The sequence below is a fragment of the Phenylobacterium sp. genome (genome assembly GCF_036677185.1).
In the GTDB taxonomy this organism is placed as follows: Bacteria; Pseudomonadota; Alphaproteobacteria; order Caulobacterales; family Caulobacteraceae; genus Phenylobacterium.
Genome location: NZ_JAKFEN010000016.1, coordinates 1 through 15,855, shown reverse-complemented (window position 1 = coordinate 15,855; position 15,855 = coordinate 1). Strand labels below are relative to the sequence as shown.

Sequence of the window (15,855 nt, the reverse complement as noted above, 5' to 3'; positions counted from 1 at the left end):
GACCCGCTCGGGCAAGATCATGCGCCGCATCCTGCGCAAGATCGCCGAGAACGACCTCGCCAACCTGGGCGACACCTCAACCCTGGCCGACCCCGCCGTGGTCGACGACCTGGTCAAGAACCGGACCGCTCTGGCGCCCGCTGCCGTCTGAGCTGTGCTTTCGGCAAAAGATGCGTCTTCGGTCCAGGTGAACGGCACGCGGGCTCACACAACAGGCATATCGTTCAAGGCCTGAACAGGATCGCTACGGGAGCCCCGAATGCCTAAGTCCCTCAGAACCCTCGGTGCGGCGGCGACGGCCGCGGCCGTCTTCGGCCTCGCGGCGCCCCCGGCCGACGCTCATGCCATCTGGTTCGCGCAGCGCTCGAAGCAGCTCGCCTTCATCTACGGCGTCGGCGCCGACGACCTGGATTCGGTCAAGCGCCTGCCGCTCGTAGAGAAGGTCGCGGGCTACGACGCCCAGTACCAGGCGGTGCCCACCAAGCTGCGCGCGGCCGGCCCCATGGTGATGGTGGACAGCGACAGCCCCGCCACCGTGATCACGGGCGTGATGTTCAATGGCATCTGGGCGAAGATGCCGGATGGCGAGTGGGTGAAGAAGGGCAAGGATGAGGCGCCCGAGGCCACGATCACCACCAAGAACTACAAGTACGCCGTCTATCTGAACGGATCGCTCGGCGCGCCCCTTCCGGCGTTCCCGGACCAGGTCGTTCAGATCGTGCCGCTCGGCGCGATCCCCGAGAAGATGGGCGAACCGCTCAAACTCCGCGTGCTCTACAAGGGCAAGCCGGTCGCAGGCGCCCGTGTGATCGCCGACCTGGTCAATGACCCCGACGCCGAGAAGATCATCACCGGCGACGACGGGATCGCCACGATCCGTGTGCGCAACCAGGGCCTGAACGTCGTCAACGCCATCTATGACGGGCCCAGCGACGAGCCGGCCAAGGCCGCCAAGATGGAGCACGAGGCGACCCTGACCTTCGTGCTGCAGCACGCTCCCGAATGAGGACCCCGCGATGACCTCCTGGAAGACCCTGTCGGCCGCCTTCGTCGGCCTCGCCGCCCTGTGCTTCGCCGCCAGCGCCGACGCCCACGGCAGCATGAAGCCGCAGCACGGCGGTGTGGTGCAGATGACGGGCGAGACCCGCTTCGAGTTGGTCAACGCGCCGGCCGGCGTCGCCCTCTACGTCAAGGAGGACGAGGAAGACGTGGAGAGCGCCGGCCTGACCGTGCGGCTCACGATCACCACCAAGGCTGGCAAGACGTCGAACGTCCAGATGGCGCCGGCTGGCGGCAACAAGCTTGAGGCCAAGGGCCTCAAGCTCGCGCCGGGCTCAAAGGTCGGCGTGATGCTGGTCAACAAGGCCACCCAGGCCCGCGCGTCCACGACCTTCACCATCAACTGACGACCGCGGGAGGCCTTGCGATGCGCAGGCTGGAGGGGCTCGCCGCCCGCTGGGGTCGGCTGGCCGGTTGGCTGACCCTCGTGCTCATGCTGGCGCTCGCCGGTGAGGCGGCCGCCCATGGCGTGGCCGAGGACGACAAGGCGTTCATCCAGGGCAACCCCGGCGTCCACATCGCGCCCTACGTCTACCTGGGCGCCAAGCACATGGTCACCGGCTACGACCATCTGCTGTTCCTCTTCGGGGTGATCTTCTTCCTCTACCGGCTGAAGGACGTCGCCCATTACGTGACGCTGTTCGCGGTCGGCCACAGCACGACCCTGCTGTTCGGCGTGCTGACCGGGGTCCACGCCAATCCCTTCCTGATCGACGCGATCATCGGCCTGTCGGTGGTCTACAAGGCGCTCGACAACCTTGGCGGCCTGAAGCGGGTGATCGGCTTCACGCCCAACCCCAAGGGCGCCGTGCTGGTCTTCGGCTTCTTCCACGGCTTCGGACTAGCCACGAAGATCCAGGAGATGAGCCTGTCGCGGGATGGGCTCGTCCCGAACCTGATCAGCTTCAACGCCGGCGTCGAGATCGGCCAGTTCCTGGCGCTTTCAGCGATCCTGATCCTCATGACCCTATGGCGGCGGAGCGAGACCTTCGGGCGCAGCGTGCTGGTGGCCAACACCGCCCTGATGTCCGCCGGCTTCGTGCTGATCGGCTACCAACTGTCCGGCTTCTTCCTGGAGCGCGCATGATGAGCGAGATTCCCTATCAGGCCCCGACGGGCAAGCTGGCGGCCGCATGCGGCGTCGCCGCGGCCGGCGCGGCGGCGATCCTGACCCTCTTCGTCCTGCCGGCGGAGCGGGGCGTCGACCTGACGGGCCTGGGCCGGGTCCTCGGGCTGACCGGCATGGCGTTCGCCGCGCCGGAGGCGGCGGGCTCGGCTGAAGCGGCTCCGCAGGCCGTCACGGCGCCGACCAAGGCCACCATCGCCAAGGCCACGCCCCTCCGCTCCGACGAGATGACGCTGACCCTCCCGCCGCACAGCGGCGTGGAGGCCAAGGCTCAGATGGCGGCGGGCGACCACATGATCTTCCGCTGGGAGGCCACGGGCCCGGTGAAGGCCGACATGCACGGCGAGCCGCCGAACGCCGGCGACGACGAGTTCACCACCTATTGGAAGGAAGCCGACCTCACGAGTGGGCAGGGCGCCTTCACCGCGCAGTTCGCGGGGATCCACGGCTGGTACTGGCGCAACCGCGGCGAGACGCCGGTGACGGTGAAGGTCCAGACCCACGGCTTCTACAAGGCCCTCATCCGCCCGGCCACCGACTAGGCCACCTCGATGATCCCACGGTCCCACGCGCTTGCCCGCGCGGATAGCCGACGGCGCCTCGGCGGCCGCCAGCCAGACTAGAAGGGTTCACACATGACCGCTGTGGCTTCGGCCGAGCGAGCCGACCTAGGCTGGTCCTTCATCGACTTGAAGAGCTGGGCGCTGGAGGCCGTCGCGGATCCACCCGCGGGAGATCCGTTCATCGCCGGCCGGCGCGCGCTGCATCTGGGCGATGGGTCGGTGACGGCCGGGGCTCTGCGACTGCAGCCAGGCTTCGGCCAGGCTCAGGCCGCTGCCGGGATTGTCCGCGTCCCGGGTCAGGCGGGCGAACCGTTTGAACACCGCCTCGCGCTCCGCGACCGGGACCCCGGGCCCACCGTCCTCGACGATGATCTGCGCCCCCTCGGGGGTGCGACGCGCCGTTAGCGTGACCTGGCCGCAGGGGCCGCTGTAGCGGACGGCGTTGTCGATGAGGTTGGTGAGAATCTCGCCGACCAGGAACGGGTCGGCCAGGGCCGGGATCGTCGTGTCGCCGCCACGAAGCTGGCGAGACTGGTCGCCCCCCGCCGGTTCGACCTAGGCGACGCCGCCCGAGACCGCGGCCAGCAGCGCGAACAGGGCGCCAATGTCGATCGGTTTGCGCAGGACGCCGTCGGCGCCGGCCTCGTGATAGCGGGCGACGTCGTCGTCGGCGACGTTGGCGGTGAGCATCCAGACAGGGACGCGGGCACCGTCCGCCTCGCCGCGCCGGATGCGGCGCAGAGCCTCCACCCCGTCCATCACCGGCATGTTGGCGTCCATGAGGATGAGGTCGAAGGCGCCCGATCGCCAGGCGTCCAGGGCCTGCGCGCCGTCCTCGGCGAAGACCAGGTCCACCGCCGCGTCGTTCAGCAGGGCGGCCAGCACCTGGCGGTTGGCGGCGTTGTCCTCGGCCGCCAGCACGCGGATCGGGTTCGCCACCTGGAGATCGCCAGCCGGGTCGCCCGAGGCGTGCGTATGGCGCGGCGCGTGAAAGGCGAACCAGAACACCGCGCCCGGCGGGTCCGGCGGGTCGGTGATCCCGATCTCGCCGCCCATCAGGGCGAGGTTCGCCGCGCAGGCGGCCAGGCCCAGGCCGCTGTCGCCGGCCAGGCGACCGCGCTCGGTGGTCTCGAAGGCCTCGAAGGCCCGCGCCTGCTCGTCCGGCGGGATCGAAGGGCCGGCGTCCCGGACCTCGACGATGACGCCGAGGGTTGCGTCCTGGGCCACGCCGGACAGGCGCAGGGCGACCCGGCCGCCGGCGGCCGTGGCCTTGAGCGCGCTCGAGACCAGATTGACCAGGGCCTGCTCCAGCCGGGCGGCGTCGGCGACGATGCCGAAGTCCAGGTCGGGATCGGCGTCCTCGAAGGCCAGATCGACGCCCATGGCCAGGGCGTGGCGGCTCCAGACGTTGATCACGGTCTGGGCCAGGCGGCGCAGGTCGAGGGGCGCGAGGTTCAGCCGCGCCTCGCCGGCGTCCAGGTGGGCGAGGTCGAGGATCCCGTCCAGCAGGCGGGTCAGTTGCTCGCCGCCCTCCACGACGCCTTGGGCAAGATCCTCCTGGGCCGGGGTGAGGGGCTCGCGGCAAAGGGCGTGCGCAAGGCCGAGCACGGCGTTCAGGGGGGTGCGGATCTCGTGGCTGGCGACGGCCAGCAGGCGGGTCTTGGCGCGGCTGGCCGCCTTGGCGTCGTCCATCGCCTGGGTGAGCGCCAGGTTCTGGCGCGTGAGGTTCTGCACGGCGCGGGCCAGGGCCCGATCGGTGGCCTGCTGGCGCCAGGTGACCACCAGGACCGCGGCGACGAACAGCAGCATGGCCAGGCCGTAGTGGTCGCCGGCCAGCGGCGCGGCGGGGTCGATGGCGATCCAGAGCAGGGTGGCGGCGGCCGGCGCAACCCCGACCACATAGCTGACCCGGCTCATGTGGACGCGCAGGGCGGCGAACAGCAGGACGCAGATCGCCAGCAGGGCCGCCTCGACCTGCATGATCGGCTCGTCATAGAGGCGGATCTGGACGGCGATCAAGCAGGCGTTGGCCACCAGCAGCACCATCAGGACTTCGGACTGCCAGCGCAGGCGACGGGTCGCGACCGTGCGGTCGGCCTGGCGGGTCGCGATCTCGGTGGCGACCAGCAGGGCCAGATAGAGACCGAACTCAACGGCCCCGAGCAGGGCCATCGGCCAGGGGGTGTAGAGGGCCAGGAGCGCCACGAAACAGGCGACCAGGGCGAGCCGCGTGAGCGCCACGCTGCGTGCGTAGCGGATGTACCCATCCGGCTGGGTCACATCCGTCATCGGTTCCAGCATCCCCGACTCACCGCCCTCTCACGCACTGGCCGGCAACAAGCATGGGGCGGTGGCTTGCGCATCCCCGCTCGCCCATAGCGCGAGGATGGCGCCTCAAGCCCCGGCGGCCAGTTCTTCCAGGATCATGACCAGGAGTCCCGGGTCGAAGGGCTTGACCACGAAGGCCGCGCCTGGCGCCCTGAGATCGCCCTGGACCTCGGCCGGGACATCGGAGACGAAGATCACCGGCGCCAAGGGGTTCAGCCGCCGGGCATGGCGCGCCACGACGGCGGCGACCGGCGCGTTTCCCCGCTCGATATCGATCACCAGGGCGCCCAGGGTCTGGGCCTCGTCGTCCAGGAAGGCGCGCGCCGCCTTCTCGGTGAGCGCGCAGGCGATGTCGTATCCCTGACCCACAAGGGGCTCGCTGAGCAGGGCGTGGAGCTTGCCGGCCTCGTCGAGGACAAGGAGGCGGAAGCTGGTTTCTGCGCCAATCGCTTGCGACACCACGCCCTCCCCATGACTCGAACCCGGGGAGGTTCATGTGTCGGGTACGCGACATTGAACACTAGATTCAATTACTGATTGTAAAACACACGTCGATCGGATCGGGGTCGTCGATCAGGCGGCGAAGGCGTTCCAGATCCAGGTCCCAAGGCCCGAAATCACCAGGCCGGTCAGCAGGCCGCGAACGAAGGCGCCGTGGCGTTCCCACCAGACCCGTTGCGAGCGCACGCGCTGGGCTCGGTCAATTCTTCGCTTTTGAAGGGCCATGAACGTCGTCTCGCCGATCCGGCCGGGCAAGGCAAGCGAGATGGCCGCGCTAGGACGCTAAGCCGCGCTTTGCGCGGCCGGGCGAACCGGTGTCTGCTTCGTCCGGGTCGAAGCGAGGGGGAAACGCATGGCGCAGACGAGCTTGCCGGCGCGGGTGGCGCTGATCGCCGCGGTGGTCGCCGGGGTCAGCTACATGGCTTCCTGGGACCTGCCGCTGTCGCAGACCGCCAGCCTGGCCTGGAAGGGAGCGGGGGTCGCCTTGCTGGCGCTCCATGCGGCCCTGCGGGCACGCGGGCTGGACGGCTGGCTGATCTGCGCGGTCATGGCCTTCGGCGCGGCCGGCGACGTGCTGCTGGGCGCGGCCGGGCTGGTGGTCGGCGCCGTGGCCTTCCTGGTCGGACACCTGATCGCCATCTGGCTCTATCTGCGCAACCGGCGGCGCGAGGTCACGCCCAGCCGTTGGCTGTTCGCCGTCGTCCTGGTTCCCGCGACGGTGGCCCTGGCGTTCCTGCTGCCCGCCGACCGGGCCGGGGCGCCGGGAGTGGCGCTCTACGCGCTGGGCCTGGCCCTGATGGCCGCCACCGCGTGGATCAGCCGCTTCCCGCGGCGGATGACCGGGATCGGGGCGGTGATGTTCGTTGTCTCCGACCTGCTGATCTTCGCCCGGGAGGGCCCGCTGGCCGGCCAGGCCTGGGTCGGCTTCGGGATCTGGGGACTCTATTTCGCCGGCCAGACCCTGATCTGCCTGGGCGTCACCCGGACCCTGGCGAGCACGCGCGCCGCGTGAAGCCGCGCGGACGGCGAGGATATCGGCGCCCTGGATTCATGCCGGACGAAGGAAGAGAGCGTCGCACTGCAGGAGCTCTTGTGCGCTCCGGCGGCGGCGGAATCCTGGGCTGAGATCCGCGAGCTTGAATCCAAGCGCGTTGATCGTCTCGAACATCTCGGAGAAGAGGGCTTGGCCTTTGTACAGCGGGGCGAAGGAGAGCTCGGTGCAGATGCCGATCATTCGATCCATGACGCCCGCCGATCCCGCGATCACCTCCCTTTCGGTTCCCTGGGTGTCGATCTTCAAGAGGAAGACTCCCGAGGGCAGGATGGACGCCAGGACTTCGTCAAGCCTGGCGACGGTCACCTGGATTGTCCCGACCTCCGCGCTGTGGGGCGCGGCCTCCAGGTGAAGGTTCTCCATCGGCAGGAGCGAGCTGCTGATGCTGTTGCCAGCGACGTGGAACTCGGAGGTTCCATTGCTCTCGCCGAGCGCCATCGGCGGCGCGACCCGCCATCGAGGGTGGTTGGCCGCCCTGACCGAAAGTCGCCGATGTTCCCTTGGCATCGGCTCGAACGAGATGATCGTCCCGGTGTAGCCCGCGGCGAAGAGGTTCGAGGCGAACTGGCCCTCGTTCGCGCCCACGTCGAGCACGCAGGGGATCTTCCGGTACTCGAGGAACCAGACCAGGGAGTCATATTCGGCAGGATAGGTCCGAAGGCGCCTCACCTCGACGCCCACGCGATTCAGCACGAGATTCACAACCCGATTTATTCGACCTAAGACGGACATGGTCCGAGCCCTTCACCAGCGCGCCCAGCTGCCCGGCGCCGCGCCACGATGCCTCGCAAGCTGAAGCGCCGCCATACCCTGAGTTCCCGCCGCGCGCGGCTTGGCTCGGTTCGGTAAGATCTATCTCGAATATTTCGCCAAACGGAGGTCCTGGCGTCGCCGTCTCAGTTTTTGAGCCGATCGGGTGGCGAAGCTCAGCGCGCGCTCGGGCAAGCCCGGAAACGGGCCGCGCCCGCGATTGGCCGCGCGAAGCCGAGCCTGCAGCTGATGCCATCGCACCAGGAGCTTCAGCGACAAGATGATCGGGGTCAGAACAAGGGGGCGCCAGGGCGGTCTGCGCTTCCCGAACCGTCCCAGGAGGCCGTCGACCAGTCCGTCCCGGGTCGCCTTCTGTCCTTCGGCGTCTCCGCGCGAGCCGCGAACGAGTTCCTCGGCGACAAGGGAAACCAGGCTTTCCTCGCCCCCGCTCACGGCGATTCCCCGCTGCAGCGCCAGGAAGCGATTGCGCGTACGATAATACCGCGAATTGTGCGCCGAATTCGAAGCCTCGCCGGTGTGCATCACCACCGAGGAGCCGTCCACAAGCAAGGTCCAGCCGCGCTGCCGGGCCGCGATGAACCAGTCGGCCTCTTCCCAATAGAGGAAGTATTCTTCCGGAAATGGCCCCAGCTTGGCGAACGCTGTCATGGATAGCGCAAAGCCGGCTCCGTGCAGCACCCTTGCGGGTCGAACCGCGCGCGAGAACGCGACCGACGCCCTTTCGCGCTCGGACTTGAAATAGAAGTACTCGCCGTCGAACGAGAGCCGCCGCCCGCCGTGGGTGAGGATGATGCTTCCCACGGCCGCGCAGTCCTCGTCGGCGCGAAGGGCCGCGACGGCCGATTCCACGGCTCCGGGCGCGGCGACGGCGTCGTTATTGAGCAGATAGGCCGCGTCATGGCCTTCGCGCGCCACGACGCTCAAGGCCTGATTATACCCCGCCGCCCAGCCGCCGTTCCGAGGCAGTCGGAGGGTCCGGATGGACGGAAAGCGCGCCCGCGCCTCGGCGGTGCGGTCATGATCGGACCCGTTGTCCACCAGCCATAGATTGCTCAGGTAGGGCTGCATCGCCGCGATGTTGGCGAAGGTGTCGTCCCAACCGTTGAAGTTGAGAATGAGGACCGGAACGTCGGCGGATCTGAGACGTGAATCACTTGTCACGAGCAAGTCCCATTCACAGTGGAGGTTAAGGCGAGAGGTGCTGCTGGCGGCTCAGTGCAGGTTGGCCTCCACGAACTTCACCACGGCGGGCGAGGCGGGGCTGGGCGAACCGCCCCAGAACTTGTCCCGGATCTCCTCGATCTGCTGGCGCGTGTTCTCGTTGTCCGGCACCCCATGCTCGAGCAGGAAGCACAGTTCCTGAAAGTCGCGGGCGCGGGCGCCGGCGGTGTTTTCCTCAAACGGGTAGAGCAGGCCTCGATCGACGGAGAGATATTCCTCCATGTCGAACGTATAGAGGATCGCGCCCTTCGCTCCCGTCGCGAGGTAGTCGTAGAGCACCGAGGAATAGTCGGTGATCAGGACGTCGAACTCATGCAGGTAGGTTTGAAAGTCGATGCCGGCCGGCCACATGCGGATGTTGTCGGCGTTCTTGAAGTTGCTCGGGACCAGGGTGCGCGGGTGAGGCTTGATGTAGAGAACGGCGTTCCGCTTCGCGAGGGCCGTGGACAGGCGTTCGACGTCCGGAATGGCCGCGTCGAGGAAGTCGCGACCGCTGTCGCGCGAGGTGGGAACGTAGATATAGATGTCGGAGTGCTCCGACTTGTTCCATTTGAATCCGAGAGATCGGTCGATCTTCTCGGACGCAAGGCCGAGCTTCGGCACCACCACACAGTCCAGGCGGGGATAGCCAAGTTTTGGACACTGGTCCGCCTTCGCCAGGAACTGGGACATGAAGTGCTTCTGCATGAAGTCCGAGGTCGTGACGATGTAGTCGGGCCGAATGAGATATTTCAGGTGCCTCAGATATCCGGTGAGTGAATTGGCGAATTTCTGGACACTGGAGGTCCGCCCCTGGGGCAGTCCCAGGTTGACGGCCTTCAGTCCAACGCCATGCCACAGATTGACCAAGGTCGCGCCGCCACTGAAGGGCAGGTTCACGTCTTCGGAATAGTGACCGAAGAAATAGACCTTGGCCCGTACGGCCGCCAGGATTCCCTTAAGTGACCACCGATGGCACGCGCGGTAACCGTTCTCTCGGATGGCCTGGCAAGTCTTTCGGTTTCCGGAAATCCACACCGCCTGGATATCGGGGCGACTTTCACTGACCCAAAGGAACAGGTATTTTGGGTTCCCGGTAAATTCATTGTCTGCCGCCCCGAACACCCAGACCTTGCGCGAGCGTGGATAGAGTCTTGAGAGGGGGTAGGCGATCAAATTGAGAAGCATGAAGAACATGTGCCTCATGCGTCGACGGATATCGTTCATACTCATCCCCGCCTGAGCAAATGAACGGAACTAGACTGTATCGCGCCGCCTAGGGCGCGGGTGTTGTCGATCCGCCTGGCCCTAAAGAGCCTGGGGCGTCGGGAAGTTCCGTCCTGCGACAAATCGCCAGCAGACGGCGCCGCGGCGATGCGTCCGCCATACTCCATAGTGGCGCCATGTTGAAATAGACGCGGGGGCGGTCATGCAAGATTGTGCATTCGGCTCAAGCATCGGCGCGCAGTGATCAGAAAATGATCTTCCCGCGGGATCAGAACAGGCCCAGCGCGCGGAAGCTGGCCACGCCGTCGCGGCCGACCACCAGGTGGTCGTGGACGGCGACGCGTAGGGGCCGGCCGGCCTCGACCACCTCGCGGGTCATCTGGATGTCGGCGGCCGAGGGCGTGGGATCGCCCGAGGGATGATTGTGCACCAGGATCACGGCGCTGGACGATAGCTCGAGCGCCCGGCGCACCACCTCGCGCGGATAGACCGGAGCGTGATCCACCGTGCCGCGGTTCATGAGCTCGTCGGCGATCAGCTGGTTCTTCTTGTCGAGGAAGAGGACGCGGAACTGCTCGCGCGGCTCATGGGCCAGGGCCAGCTTCACATAGGCCAGGAGCTGGGACCACGAGGTGATCACCGTGCGCCTGCCCACCGCCTCCCGCCCGACCCGCAGGGCGGTCTGGTGCAGCAGCTTGAGGTCGCGGGCCACGGCCTCGCCGACGCCCGCGACGGTCTTGAGTTCGGCCGGGGAAGCGGCCAGGACGGCGGCGAGCGAGCCGAAGCGGGCGATCAGCGCCTTGGCCAACGGCTTGACGTCGCCGCGGGGGATGGCCCGGAACAGGTGCAGTTCCAGCAGCTCGTAGTCGGGCAGGGCGTCCAGGGTCGCCGCGGCGCGGTCGCGCAGCCGGTCGCGATGGCCGAGATAGTGGGGCTTGGGGGTCTTTGCCGGTTTCGACGTGCGCGTGGCGGCCGACCAGAGGTCGGGTTGAGGACCTTCAGCGAGTTCGCGCGGCGCCACCATGCCGCGCATCGTTCTTTATTTGTTCCGGGTTGGCAATAGGGTATTTCAGCCCGCGGAGGGCGAAACCCGGAGATCAGGCGCTCAGGACGGGCGGCTTGAACTGGGCCGAGCCGGTGAAGATCTCGTAGCCGGTCTCGGTCACCCCGATGGAATGCTCGCACTGGGCCGAGAGCGACTTGTCGCGGGTCACCGCCGTCCAGCCGTCGGAGAGCAGCTTCACCTGGTGTTTGCCCAGGTTGACCATGGGTTCGATGGTGAAGAACATGCCCGCGCGCAGGGTTTCGCCCGTGCCCTTCTGGCCGAAGTGCAGGATGTTGGGGGCGTCGTGGAACACCTTGCCCAGGCCGTGGCCGCAGAAGTCGCGGACCACCGAGCAGCGCATGGATTCCACATAGGACTGGATGGCGAAGCCGATATCGCCGGTCTTGGCGCCCGGCTTGACCTGGTCGAGGCCCTTCTGGATAGCCTCGTAGGTGACGTCGATCAGCCGCTTGGCGCGCGGGGCGACCGGACCGACCCCGTACATGCGGCTGGTGTCGCCGTGCCAGCCGTCGACGATGACGGTGACGTCGATATTGACGATGTCGCCCTCGCGTAGGGCCCGCTCGCCGGGAATGCCGTGGCAGACCACATGGTTGGGCGAGATGCAGACCGTCTTGCCGTAGCCCCGGTAGAACAGGCAGGCGGGGAGCGCCCCGTGGTCGAGCACGAACTCGCGGGCCATGCGGTCCAGGTCGTCGGTGACGGCGCCCGGGACCACGTAGGGGGTCAGCATGTCCAGGCACTCGGCGGCCAGCTTGCCGGCCGCGCGCATGCCCTCGAAGCCCTCGGGACCGTGGACGCGGATCAGGCCGGTGCGGTGTTCGGCTTCCAGGACGTCGTTCATCATCTACCTCACGTCCGCGTCGCGCCACGGGATGGGACGCGCGATGCGGATGGCTGAAGGGCTTATGTCGCAATCATAGCACAGGACTTCAACACCCGCCTTCGCCGCGGCGGTGAGGCCGGCGGCGTACTTGGGGTCCAGCTCGTGGCAGGCGGCGAAGGCGTCGCAGTCGGTGCGCTGGATGACGAACAGCATCACCGCGCGGTGGCCCGCCTGGACCATCTCGGTCAGGTCGCCCAGGTGCTTCAGCGAACGGGCGGCGACACAGTCGGGGAATTCGGCGAGCGTTCCCGACCGGCGCAGGTGGCAGTTCTTGACCTCCAGCCAGCAGGGCGGGCGGCCTTGGTGCTCCAGCAGGAAGTCGACGCGGGAGTTTTGGCCGTACTTCACCTCGCGGCGATGGCTGGAATAGCCGATGAGTTCCGGGATGGCGTCCCGGGCCAGGGCCTCGGCGACCAGGCGGTTGGGGTGCATGGTGTTGATCCCCACCAGGCCGCCGTCGACATCCACCAGCTCCAGCGTGTGGGCGAGCTTGCGCTTTGGGTCGTCGGACTTCGACACCCAGACCGGCAGGCCCGGCATGTTGAGGCCCAGCATGGCGCCGGGGTTGGGGCAGTGGGCGGTGACCGGGGTCCCGTCGTCCAGCACCACGTCGGCGAAGAAGCGCTTGTAGCGGCTGACGAGCGCGCCGCGGGCGAGCGGCTGGGCGAAGTCCATGTCGGGGTCTCTGGCGCGGAGGAGGCGAGCGCCCTCACTTAGGAATGTGTCGCCGCGAGGGCCAGAAGTTCCTGAAAATGGGCCGCATTTCACAGGCCCGGCGCGGCTGTGGAAAATTTGAACGGCCACGCTTGCATGGGGCGCGGGCACGGGGGACAGGCTTGCGGCGGGGAATGTCGTCGAGGCGACACGGGCAAGACTTGAGCGACAGCGACCTGGAGCCCCATGCCCGATCTTCCCGATCTTCCCGACCTGCCCGCCGAATGGCCCCACCAGTTGCGCGCCGCCGGCGCGCTCGCCCTGATCGGGATCGTCTGGCTGCTGGTCCTGCCGGTGGCCGCCACGGCCTATGCCGGCCTCGAACTCGCGGCGCGCATTCGCGGCGTGGCCAAGGCAGGGCGATCCGATCGCCCAACGCTCGACGCATGTCCGCCTTTGGAGTCAGTGAGGCCGCCTATTCGGCGGCAGATGTGATCCTCTCCGAGGCCGAACGCGAATTCTCGCGCCGGTATCGCGCCGCAGCATTCCTGGAATGATCCTTGTACGGTAAGGTTCGAGATTGTCTTCTTGAGCCAGATTGTTACAGCGCGAGCTCCATTGATGAACCTTCGCCTCGGAAAGTCGCCGCTGAACTCCGGGCTCGGGGTCGAAAGCCTGGACGCCAACGGCGCCGTTACATTGCCCGGAACGGCGAAGACCCAGTCCGTGAGCTGGCGCCAGACGGCGTACCTGTTCGGCCTGCTGATCGTGGTTCCGACCGTCACGCTCGTGATTCTCGGCGCGCGTTTCGGCTTCATGGGCCCGAGGCTCAACCTCGACCTTCCGCTGCTCTACCTGGCGACGGTCGTGGCTAGCCGGATCGCGGGCGGGCTGGGCGCCGTGCTCGGCATTCTCGGGACGGCGTTCGTGGTCGCCATCCAGCTCCTGCTGGGCATCGGGCTGGTCTATATCGATAACGTCGCGCTGCTGGGCGAGTACGTAGAGTTCGCCCGCTATTGGCCATGGGGACTCATCGCCTTCTGGCTGGCCACCGCCCTAGCCGCGCTGGCGGCCCTCTATGCGGTGCTTACCCGAATCAATATCGGCCAGGCCCGCCTGCTGCCTGTCGTGGTGCTGTTGCTGGCGGTGTTGGGCGTCGACCTGCTGGGCCGCACGGCGATCGGCTTCGAATTGATCAAGACCAACGCCGCGACCAGCAGCACCGTGCGCTTCGCCAAGGTCGCCAAGGCCTGGGCCACCAATCCGGGCTTCGTCCACGAAAGGCATCCCGGCCAGTCGATGGCGGGTGTGTTGGCGGGCCAGGCGGCCACGCCCGACCGCATCCTGTCGGTCTCCGTCGAGGCCTTGGGCCTCTCCAGCAACAAGGTGTTCAACCAGGCCATCGTCGCCCCGCTGGAAGAGCGCCTGGCCGGCGAATATTCGGTCACGGTGTCGGCCCACGCCTTCAAGGGCGCGACCCTGGCCGGCGAGCTGCGGGAGCTGTGCGGCCTGCGGATTTCCGGCACGCCCACGCGGGCCGACTCCGAGGCGATCCGGCCCGAGTGTCTTCCCGCGACCCTGAAGGCGCGCGGCTACCAGACCACCGGCCTGCATGGGAACTCGAAGTATTTCTACAACCGCGGGGAGCTCTACCGGGCGATCGGCTTCGACAAGTCGATCTTCTACGAGGACCTCGCCGGCGCGAAGGTTTGCAAGACCCGGTCGTTCTCCGGCGCCTGCGACGCCGACGTGTTCAAGGCGGCGCTCGAGGCCATGGGCCAGGGCGAGAAGGGGTTCGCCCACGTCATGACGCTGCAGACCCATTTCCCGCTCGCGGCCATGCGCGCCGAGGATCACGATTGCAGCAAGATCGGCCAGGTGCAGGACCCCAACCTCTGCATCTACGCCAACCAGTTCGCCGACGTCATGGATGAACTCGCCGGCTCGATCCTGGCGGCCAAGACCAAGCCGGACGTGATCTACATCTACGGCGACCACGCGCCGCCCTATGTGGTGGCGAGCGATCGAATGTTCTTCAATCGCGAGAGCGTACCGTTCATCACCCTGACGCGGCGAGCCGCGGCGGGTGTCGCGAAGTGATGCAGTTCAAGAGGAGCGCGGTCGAGGGCTCCAGCCCGATCAGCCGGCCGACGATCGGGCGCCAGCTGCGGGCGGCCGTCGTCCTGAACCCGAAGGCCGGGACGGGAGTCAACGGCTTCTCGAAGCTGCTGCGGAGCCACCTGTCGCCCGACGCGGTGCAGTATGAGCTGATCCTGACCCAGGGGCCCGGCGACGCTGAGCGGATCGCGCGGGAAGCCGCCGCGGAGGGTTACGACATGGTCGTGGCGGTCGGGGGAGACGGCACGGTCAACGAGGTCGGCCGCGGCCTGCTGCGCACCAAGGCCACCTCGATGGCGATCGTGCCGACGGGATCGGGCAACGGCGTGGCCCGCCACCTGGGCATTCCGATCAACATCGCCGGGGCCTTGAGGCGCCTGAACAACCCGTCGCTGAAGATGATGGATGTGGGCCGCATCAACGGCCATCCGTTCTTCTGCACCGCCGGGCTCGGATTCGACGCTCACGTAAGCAGGTGTTTCACCGGATCGAAACGGCGCGGTCTGCTGACCTATGCGCGGCTGGCCCTGCGGGAGTACCAGGCGTTCAGGGCCAAGCCGATCAGCCTCGGGCTGAACGGCGTCTCGACCGCCGCCCAATGCTATGTGCTCGCCTTCGCCAACGCCGCCCAATACGGCAACAACGTCTATATCGCGCCGTTCGCGGACGTGGCGGACGGGCTGCTGGACGTTTGCCTGATCCAGGATATGCCGATCCGCCGCGCGCTCAGGGTGGCCTACGGCTTGGCGGTCGGCGACCTGCCGAAGTCGAGGGCGGCCATCTACCACAAGGCCAGCGAGGTCGTGGTCACGTCGGACGAGCCCATCGGCTTCCACGTCGACGGGGATTATATGGGCGAGTGCGATCGGTTCGAGGTGAGCCTCTCGCCGTTGGCGATCAGCGTCTGCGTCTGAGCCGGTCCCTAGAACATTGAGCCCTGGTAGCTGCTGAAGTCGAAGAGGACCTGCAGCGGAGCTTCGAGACTGTAGGCGCCTTCCAGGAAATGGGTGGTTTCGCCCGGGACCTGCGGCGTCCAGGGCAGTCGCCCGTCCAGAACATAGGTCAGGGCGCCCGGGAGGTCGGGGTGGCTCGCCGACCATTGGCTGAGGATGTCGAGCCCCCGATCGGTGGGGACCGCGATCTGGAGGTTGCCCAGTTCGACAGAGACCTCGACCACGCCCTGGCGGATATAGTCGGTGGCCTGGTTGTTGGTGAGGGTGACGTCGACGGTGTTCTTGAGGGCGATGCGGGCCTTCATGTCGGCGAAGCCGGCGACGATGTTGTCGCTGATGATCAGGCCGT

Annotated in this window: 19 protein-coding genes; 9 read left to right on the top strand and 10 right to left on the bottom strand. The window is 67.4% G+C overall.

The genetic code is table 11. The features are described from left to right. The 5 genes from V6M51_RS07250 to V6M51_RS07230 form a co-directional block, all read left to right on the top strand. Positions 1-151 (top strand): hypothetical protein (locus tag V6M51_RS07250; protein WP_332765919.1); only part of this gene is annotated, 151 nt, incomplete at its 5' end. A gap of 108 nt (positions 152-259) precedes the next feature. Then, on the top strand, positions 260-1,006 hold the full coding sequence (locus tag V6M51_RS07245) for a DUF4198 domain-containing protein (RefSeq protein ID WP_332765917.1): 747 nt from the start codon (positions 260-262) through the stop codon (positions 1,004-1,006). A gap of 10 nt (positions 1,007-1,016) precedes the next feature. After that, a complete protein-coding gene (locus V6M51_RS07240; RefSeq protein ID WP_332765915.1) occupies positions 1,017-1,406 on the top strand; it encodes a hypothetical protein in 390 nt (129 codons plus the stop codon). 20 nt (positions 1,407-1,426) lie between these two features. Beyond that, entirely contained in the window at positions 1,427-2,146 is a 720-nt protein-coding gene (locus tag V6M51_RS07235) for a HupE/UreJ family protein (RefSeq protein WP_332765913.1), read from the top strand. Next, positions 2,146-2,727: a hypothetical protein gene (locus V6M51_RS07230; protein WP_332765911.1), complete on the top strand. Its 582-nt coding sequence runs from the start codon at positions 2,146-2,148 to the stop codon at positions 2,725-2,727. Before V6M51_RS07235 ends, V6M51_RS07230 begins: the two co-directional genes overlap by 1 nt. A 126-nt stretch (positions 2,728-2,853) precedes the next feature. Here the strand turns inward: V6M51_RS07230 and V6M51_RS23855 are convergent, their stop codons facing one another. The 3 genes from V6M51_RS23855 to V6M51_RS07215 form a co-directional block, all read right to left on the bottom strand. Continuing rightward, positions 2,854-3,198, bottom strand: coding sequence for a sensor histidine kinase (locus tag V6M51_RS23855; protein ID WP_442957843.1), 345 nt, complete (start codon positions 3,196-3,198; stop codon positions 2,854-2,856). A 105-nt stretch (positions 3,199-3,303) separates the two neighbouring features. Beyond that, positions 3,304-5,049, bottom strand: coding sequence for a response regulator (locus V6M51_RS07220; protein ID WP_332765907.1), 1,746 nt, complete (start codon positions 5,047-5,049; stop codon positions 3,304-3,306). 93 nt (positions 5,050-5,142) lie between these two features. Then, positions 5,143-5,535, bottom strand: a complete 393-nt coding sequence (locus V6M51_RS07215; protein WP_332765906.1) for a hypothetical protein — start codon at positions 5,533-5,535, stop codon at positions 5,143-5,145. A 394-nt stretch (positions 5,536-5,929) separates the two neighbouring features. Between V6M51_RS07215 and V6M51_RS07210 the strand changes: the two genes are divergently transcribed. Beyond that, positions 5,930-6,589: a lysoplasmalogenase family protein gene (locus tag V6M51_RS07210; RefSeq protein WP_332765905.1), complete on the top strand. Its 660-nt coding sequence runs from the start codon at positions 5,930-5,932 to the stop codon at positions 6,587-6,589. 36 nt (positions 6,590-6,625) lie between these two features. Here V6M51_RS07210 and V6M51_RS07205 read toward each other — a convergent pair whose 3' ends face one another. The 6 genes from V6M51_RS07205 to sfsA form a co-directional block, all read right to left on the bottom strand. Next, on the bottom strand, positions 6,626-7,324 hold the full coding sequence (locus V6M51_RS07205; RefSeq protein ID WP_332765903.1) for an FkbM family methyltransferase: 699 nt from the start codon (positions 7,322-7,324) through the stop codon (positions 6,626-6,628). Between the two features lie 159 nt (positions 7,325-7,483). Further along, entirely contained in the window at positions 7,484-8,563 is a 1,080-nt protein-coding gene (locus V6M51_RS07200; RefSeq protein WP_332765901.1) for a glycosyltransferase family 2 protein, read from the bottom strand. 51 nt (positions 8,564-8,614) lie between these two features. Further along, complete coding sequence (locus V6M51_RS07195; RefSeq protein WP_332765899.1) at positions 8,615-9,829, bottom strand: CDP-glycerol glycerophosphotransferase family protein; 1,215 nt, start codon at positions 9,827-9,829, stop codon at positions 8,615-8,617. 268 nt (positions 9,830-10,097) lie between these two features. Then, entirely contained in the window at positions 10,098-10,862 is a 765-nt protein-coding gene (gene radC / locus V6M51_RS07190; RefSeq protein WP_332765897.1) for a RadC family protein, read from the bottom strand. 64 nt (positions 10,863-10,926) lie between these two features. Then, a complete protein-coding gene (map, locus tag V6M51_RS07185; protein ID WP_332765895.1) occupies positions 10,927-11,742 on the bottom strand; it encodes a type I methionyl aminopeptidase in 816 nt (271 codons plus the stop codon). Next, positions 11,743-12,456, bottom strand: coding sequence for a DNA/RNA nuclease SfsA (gene sfsA, locus V6M51_RS07180; RefSeq protein ID WP_332765894.1), 714 nt, complete (start codon positions 12,454-12,456; stop codon positions 11,743-11,745). A gap of 225 nt (positions 12,457-12,681) precedes the next feature. Here sfsA and V6M51_RS07175 point away from each other — a divergent pair, with 225 nt between their 5' ends. The 3 genes from V6M51_RS07175 to V6M51_RS07165 all read left to right on the top strand — a co-directional run bounded on the left by V6M51_RS07175 (position 12,682) and on the right by V6M51_RS07165 (position 15,467). Next, positions 12,682-12,930 carry a hypothetical protein gene (locus tag V6M51_RS07175; protein ID WP_332765893.1) on the top strand — a complete coding sequence of 83 codons (249 nt, stop codon included), beginning with the start codon at positions 12,682-12,684 and terminating at the stop codon, positions 12,928-12,930. Positions 12,931-13,056: 126 nt separating this feature from the next. Then, on the top strand, positions 13,057-14,535 hold the full coding sequence (locus V6M51_RS07170; protein ID WP_332765892.1) for a sulfatase-like hydrolase/transferase: 1,479 nt from the start codon (positions 13,057-13,059) through the stop codon (positions 14,533-14,535). Beyond that, a complete protein-coding gene (locus V6M51_RS07165; RefSeq protein ID WP_332765891.1) occupies positions 14,535-15,467 on the top strand; it encodes a diacylglycerol/lipid kinase family protein in 933 nt (310 codons plus the stop codon). Before V6M51_RS07170 ends, V6M51_RS07165 begins: the two co-directional genes overlap by 1 nt. Before the next feature lie 8 nt (positions 15,468-15,475). Here V6M51_RS07165 and V6M51_RS07160 read toward each other — a convergent pair. Then, positions 15,476-15,855, bottom strand: a 380-nt coding sequence (locus V6M51_RS07160; RefSeq protein ID WP_332765890.1) for a hypothetical protein, incomplete at its 5' end; no start/stop codon positions are given.

Excerpts from the sequence above, each read along its gene's own strand:
- V6M51_RS07245 (WP_332765917.1), top strand. The coding sequence starts at position 260 with ATGCCTAAGTCCCTCAGAACCCTCGGTGCGGCGGCGACGGCCGCGGCC.
- V6M51_RS07240 (WP_332765915.1), top strand. The coding sequence starts at position 1,017 with ATGACCTCCTGGAAGACCCTGTCGGCCGCCTTCGTCGGCCTCGCCGCC.
- V6M51_RS07235 (WP_332765913.1), top strand. The coding sequence starts at position 1,427 with ATGCGCAGGCTGGAGGGGCTCGCCGCCCGCTGGGGTCGGCTGGCCGGT.
- V6M51_RS07230 (WP_332765911.1), top strand. The coding sequence starts at position 2,146 with ATGAGCGAGATTCCCTATCAGGCCCCGACGGGCAAGCTGGCGGCCGCA.
- V6M51_RS07220 (WP_332765907.1), bottom strand. The coding sequence starts at position 5,049 with ATGCTGGAACCGATGACGGATGTGACCCAGCCGGATGGGTACATCCGC.
- V6M51_RS07210 (WP_332765905.1), top strand. The coding sequence starts at position 5,930 with ATGGCGCAGACGAGCTTGCCGGCGCGGGTGGCGCTGATCGCCGCGGTG.
- V6M51_RS07195 (WP_332765899.1), bottom strand. The coding sequence starts at position 9,829 with ATGAACGATATCCGTCGACGCATGAGGCACATGTTCTTCATGCTTCTC.
- radC (WP_332765897.1), bottom strand. The coding sequence starts at position 10,862 with ATGCGCGGCATGGTGGCGCCGCGCGAACTCGCTGAAGGTCCTCAACCC.
- map (WP_332765895.1), bottom strand. The coding sequence starts at position 11,742 with ATGATGAACGACGTCCTGGAAGCCGAACACCGCACCGGCCTGATCCGC.
- sfsA (WP_332765894.1), bottom strand. The coding sequence starts at position 12,456 with ATGGACTTCGCCCAGCCGCTCGCCCGCGGCGCGCTCGTCAGCCGCTAC.
- V6M51_RS07175 (WP_332765893.1), top strand. The coding sequence starts at position 12,682 with ATGCCCGATCTTCCCGATCTTCCCGACCTGCCCGCCGAATGGCCCCAC.
- V6M51_RS07170 (WP_332765892.1), top strand. The coding sequence starts at position 13,057 with ATGAACCTTCGCCTCGGAAAGTCGCCGCTGAACTCCGGGCTCGGGGTC.
- V6M51_RS07165 (WP_332765891.1), top strand. The coding sequence starts at position 14,535 with ATGCAGTTCAAGAGGAGCGCGGTCGAGGGCTCCAGCCCGATCAGCCGG.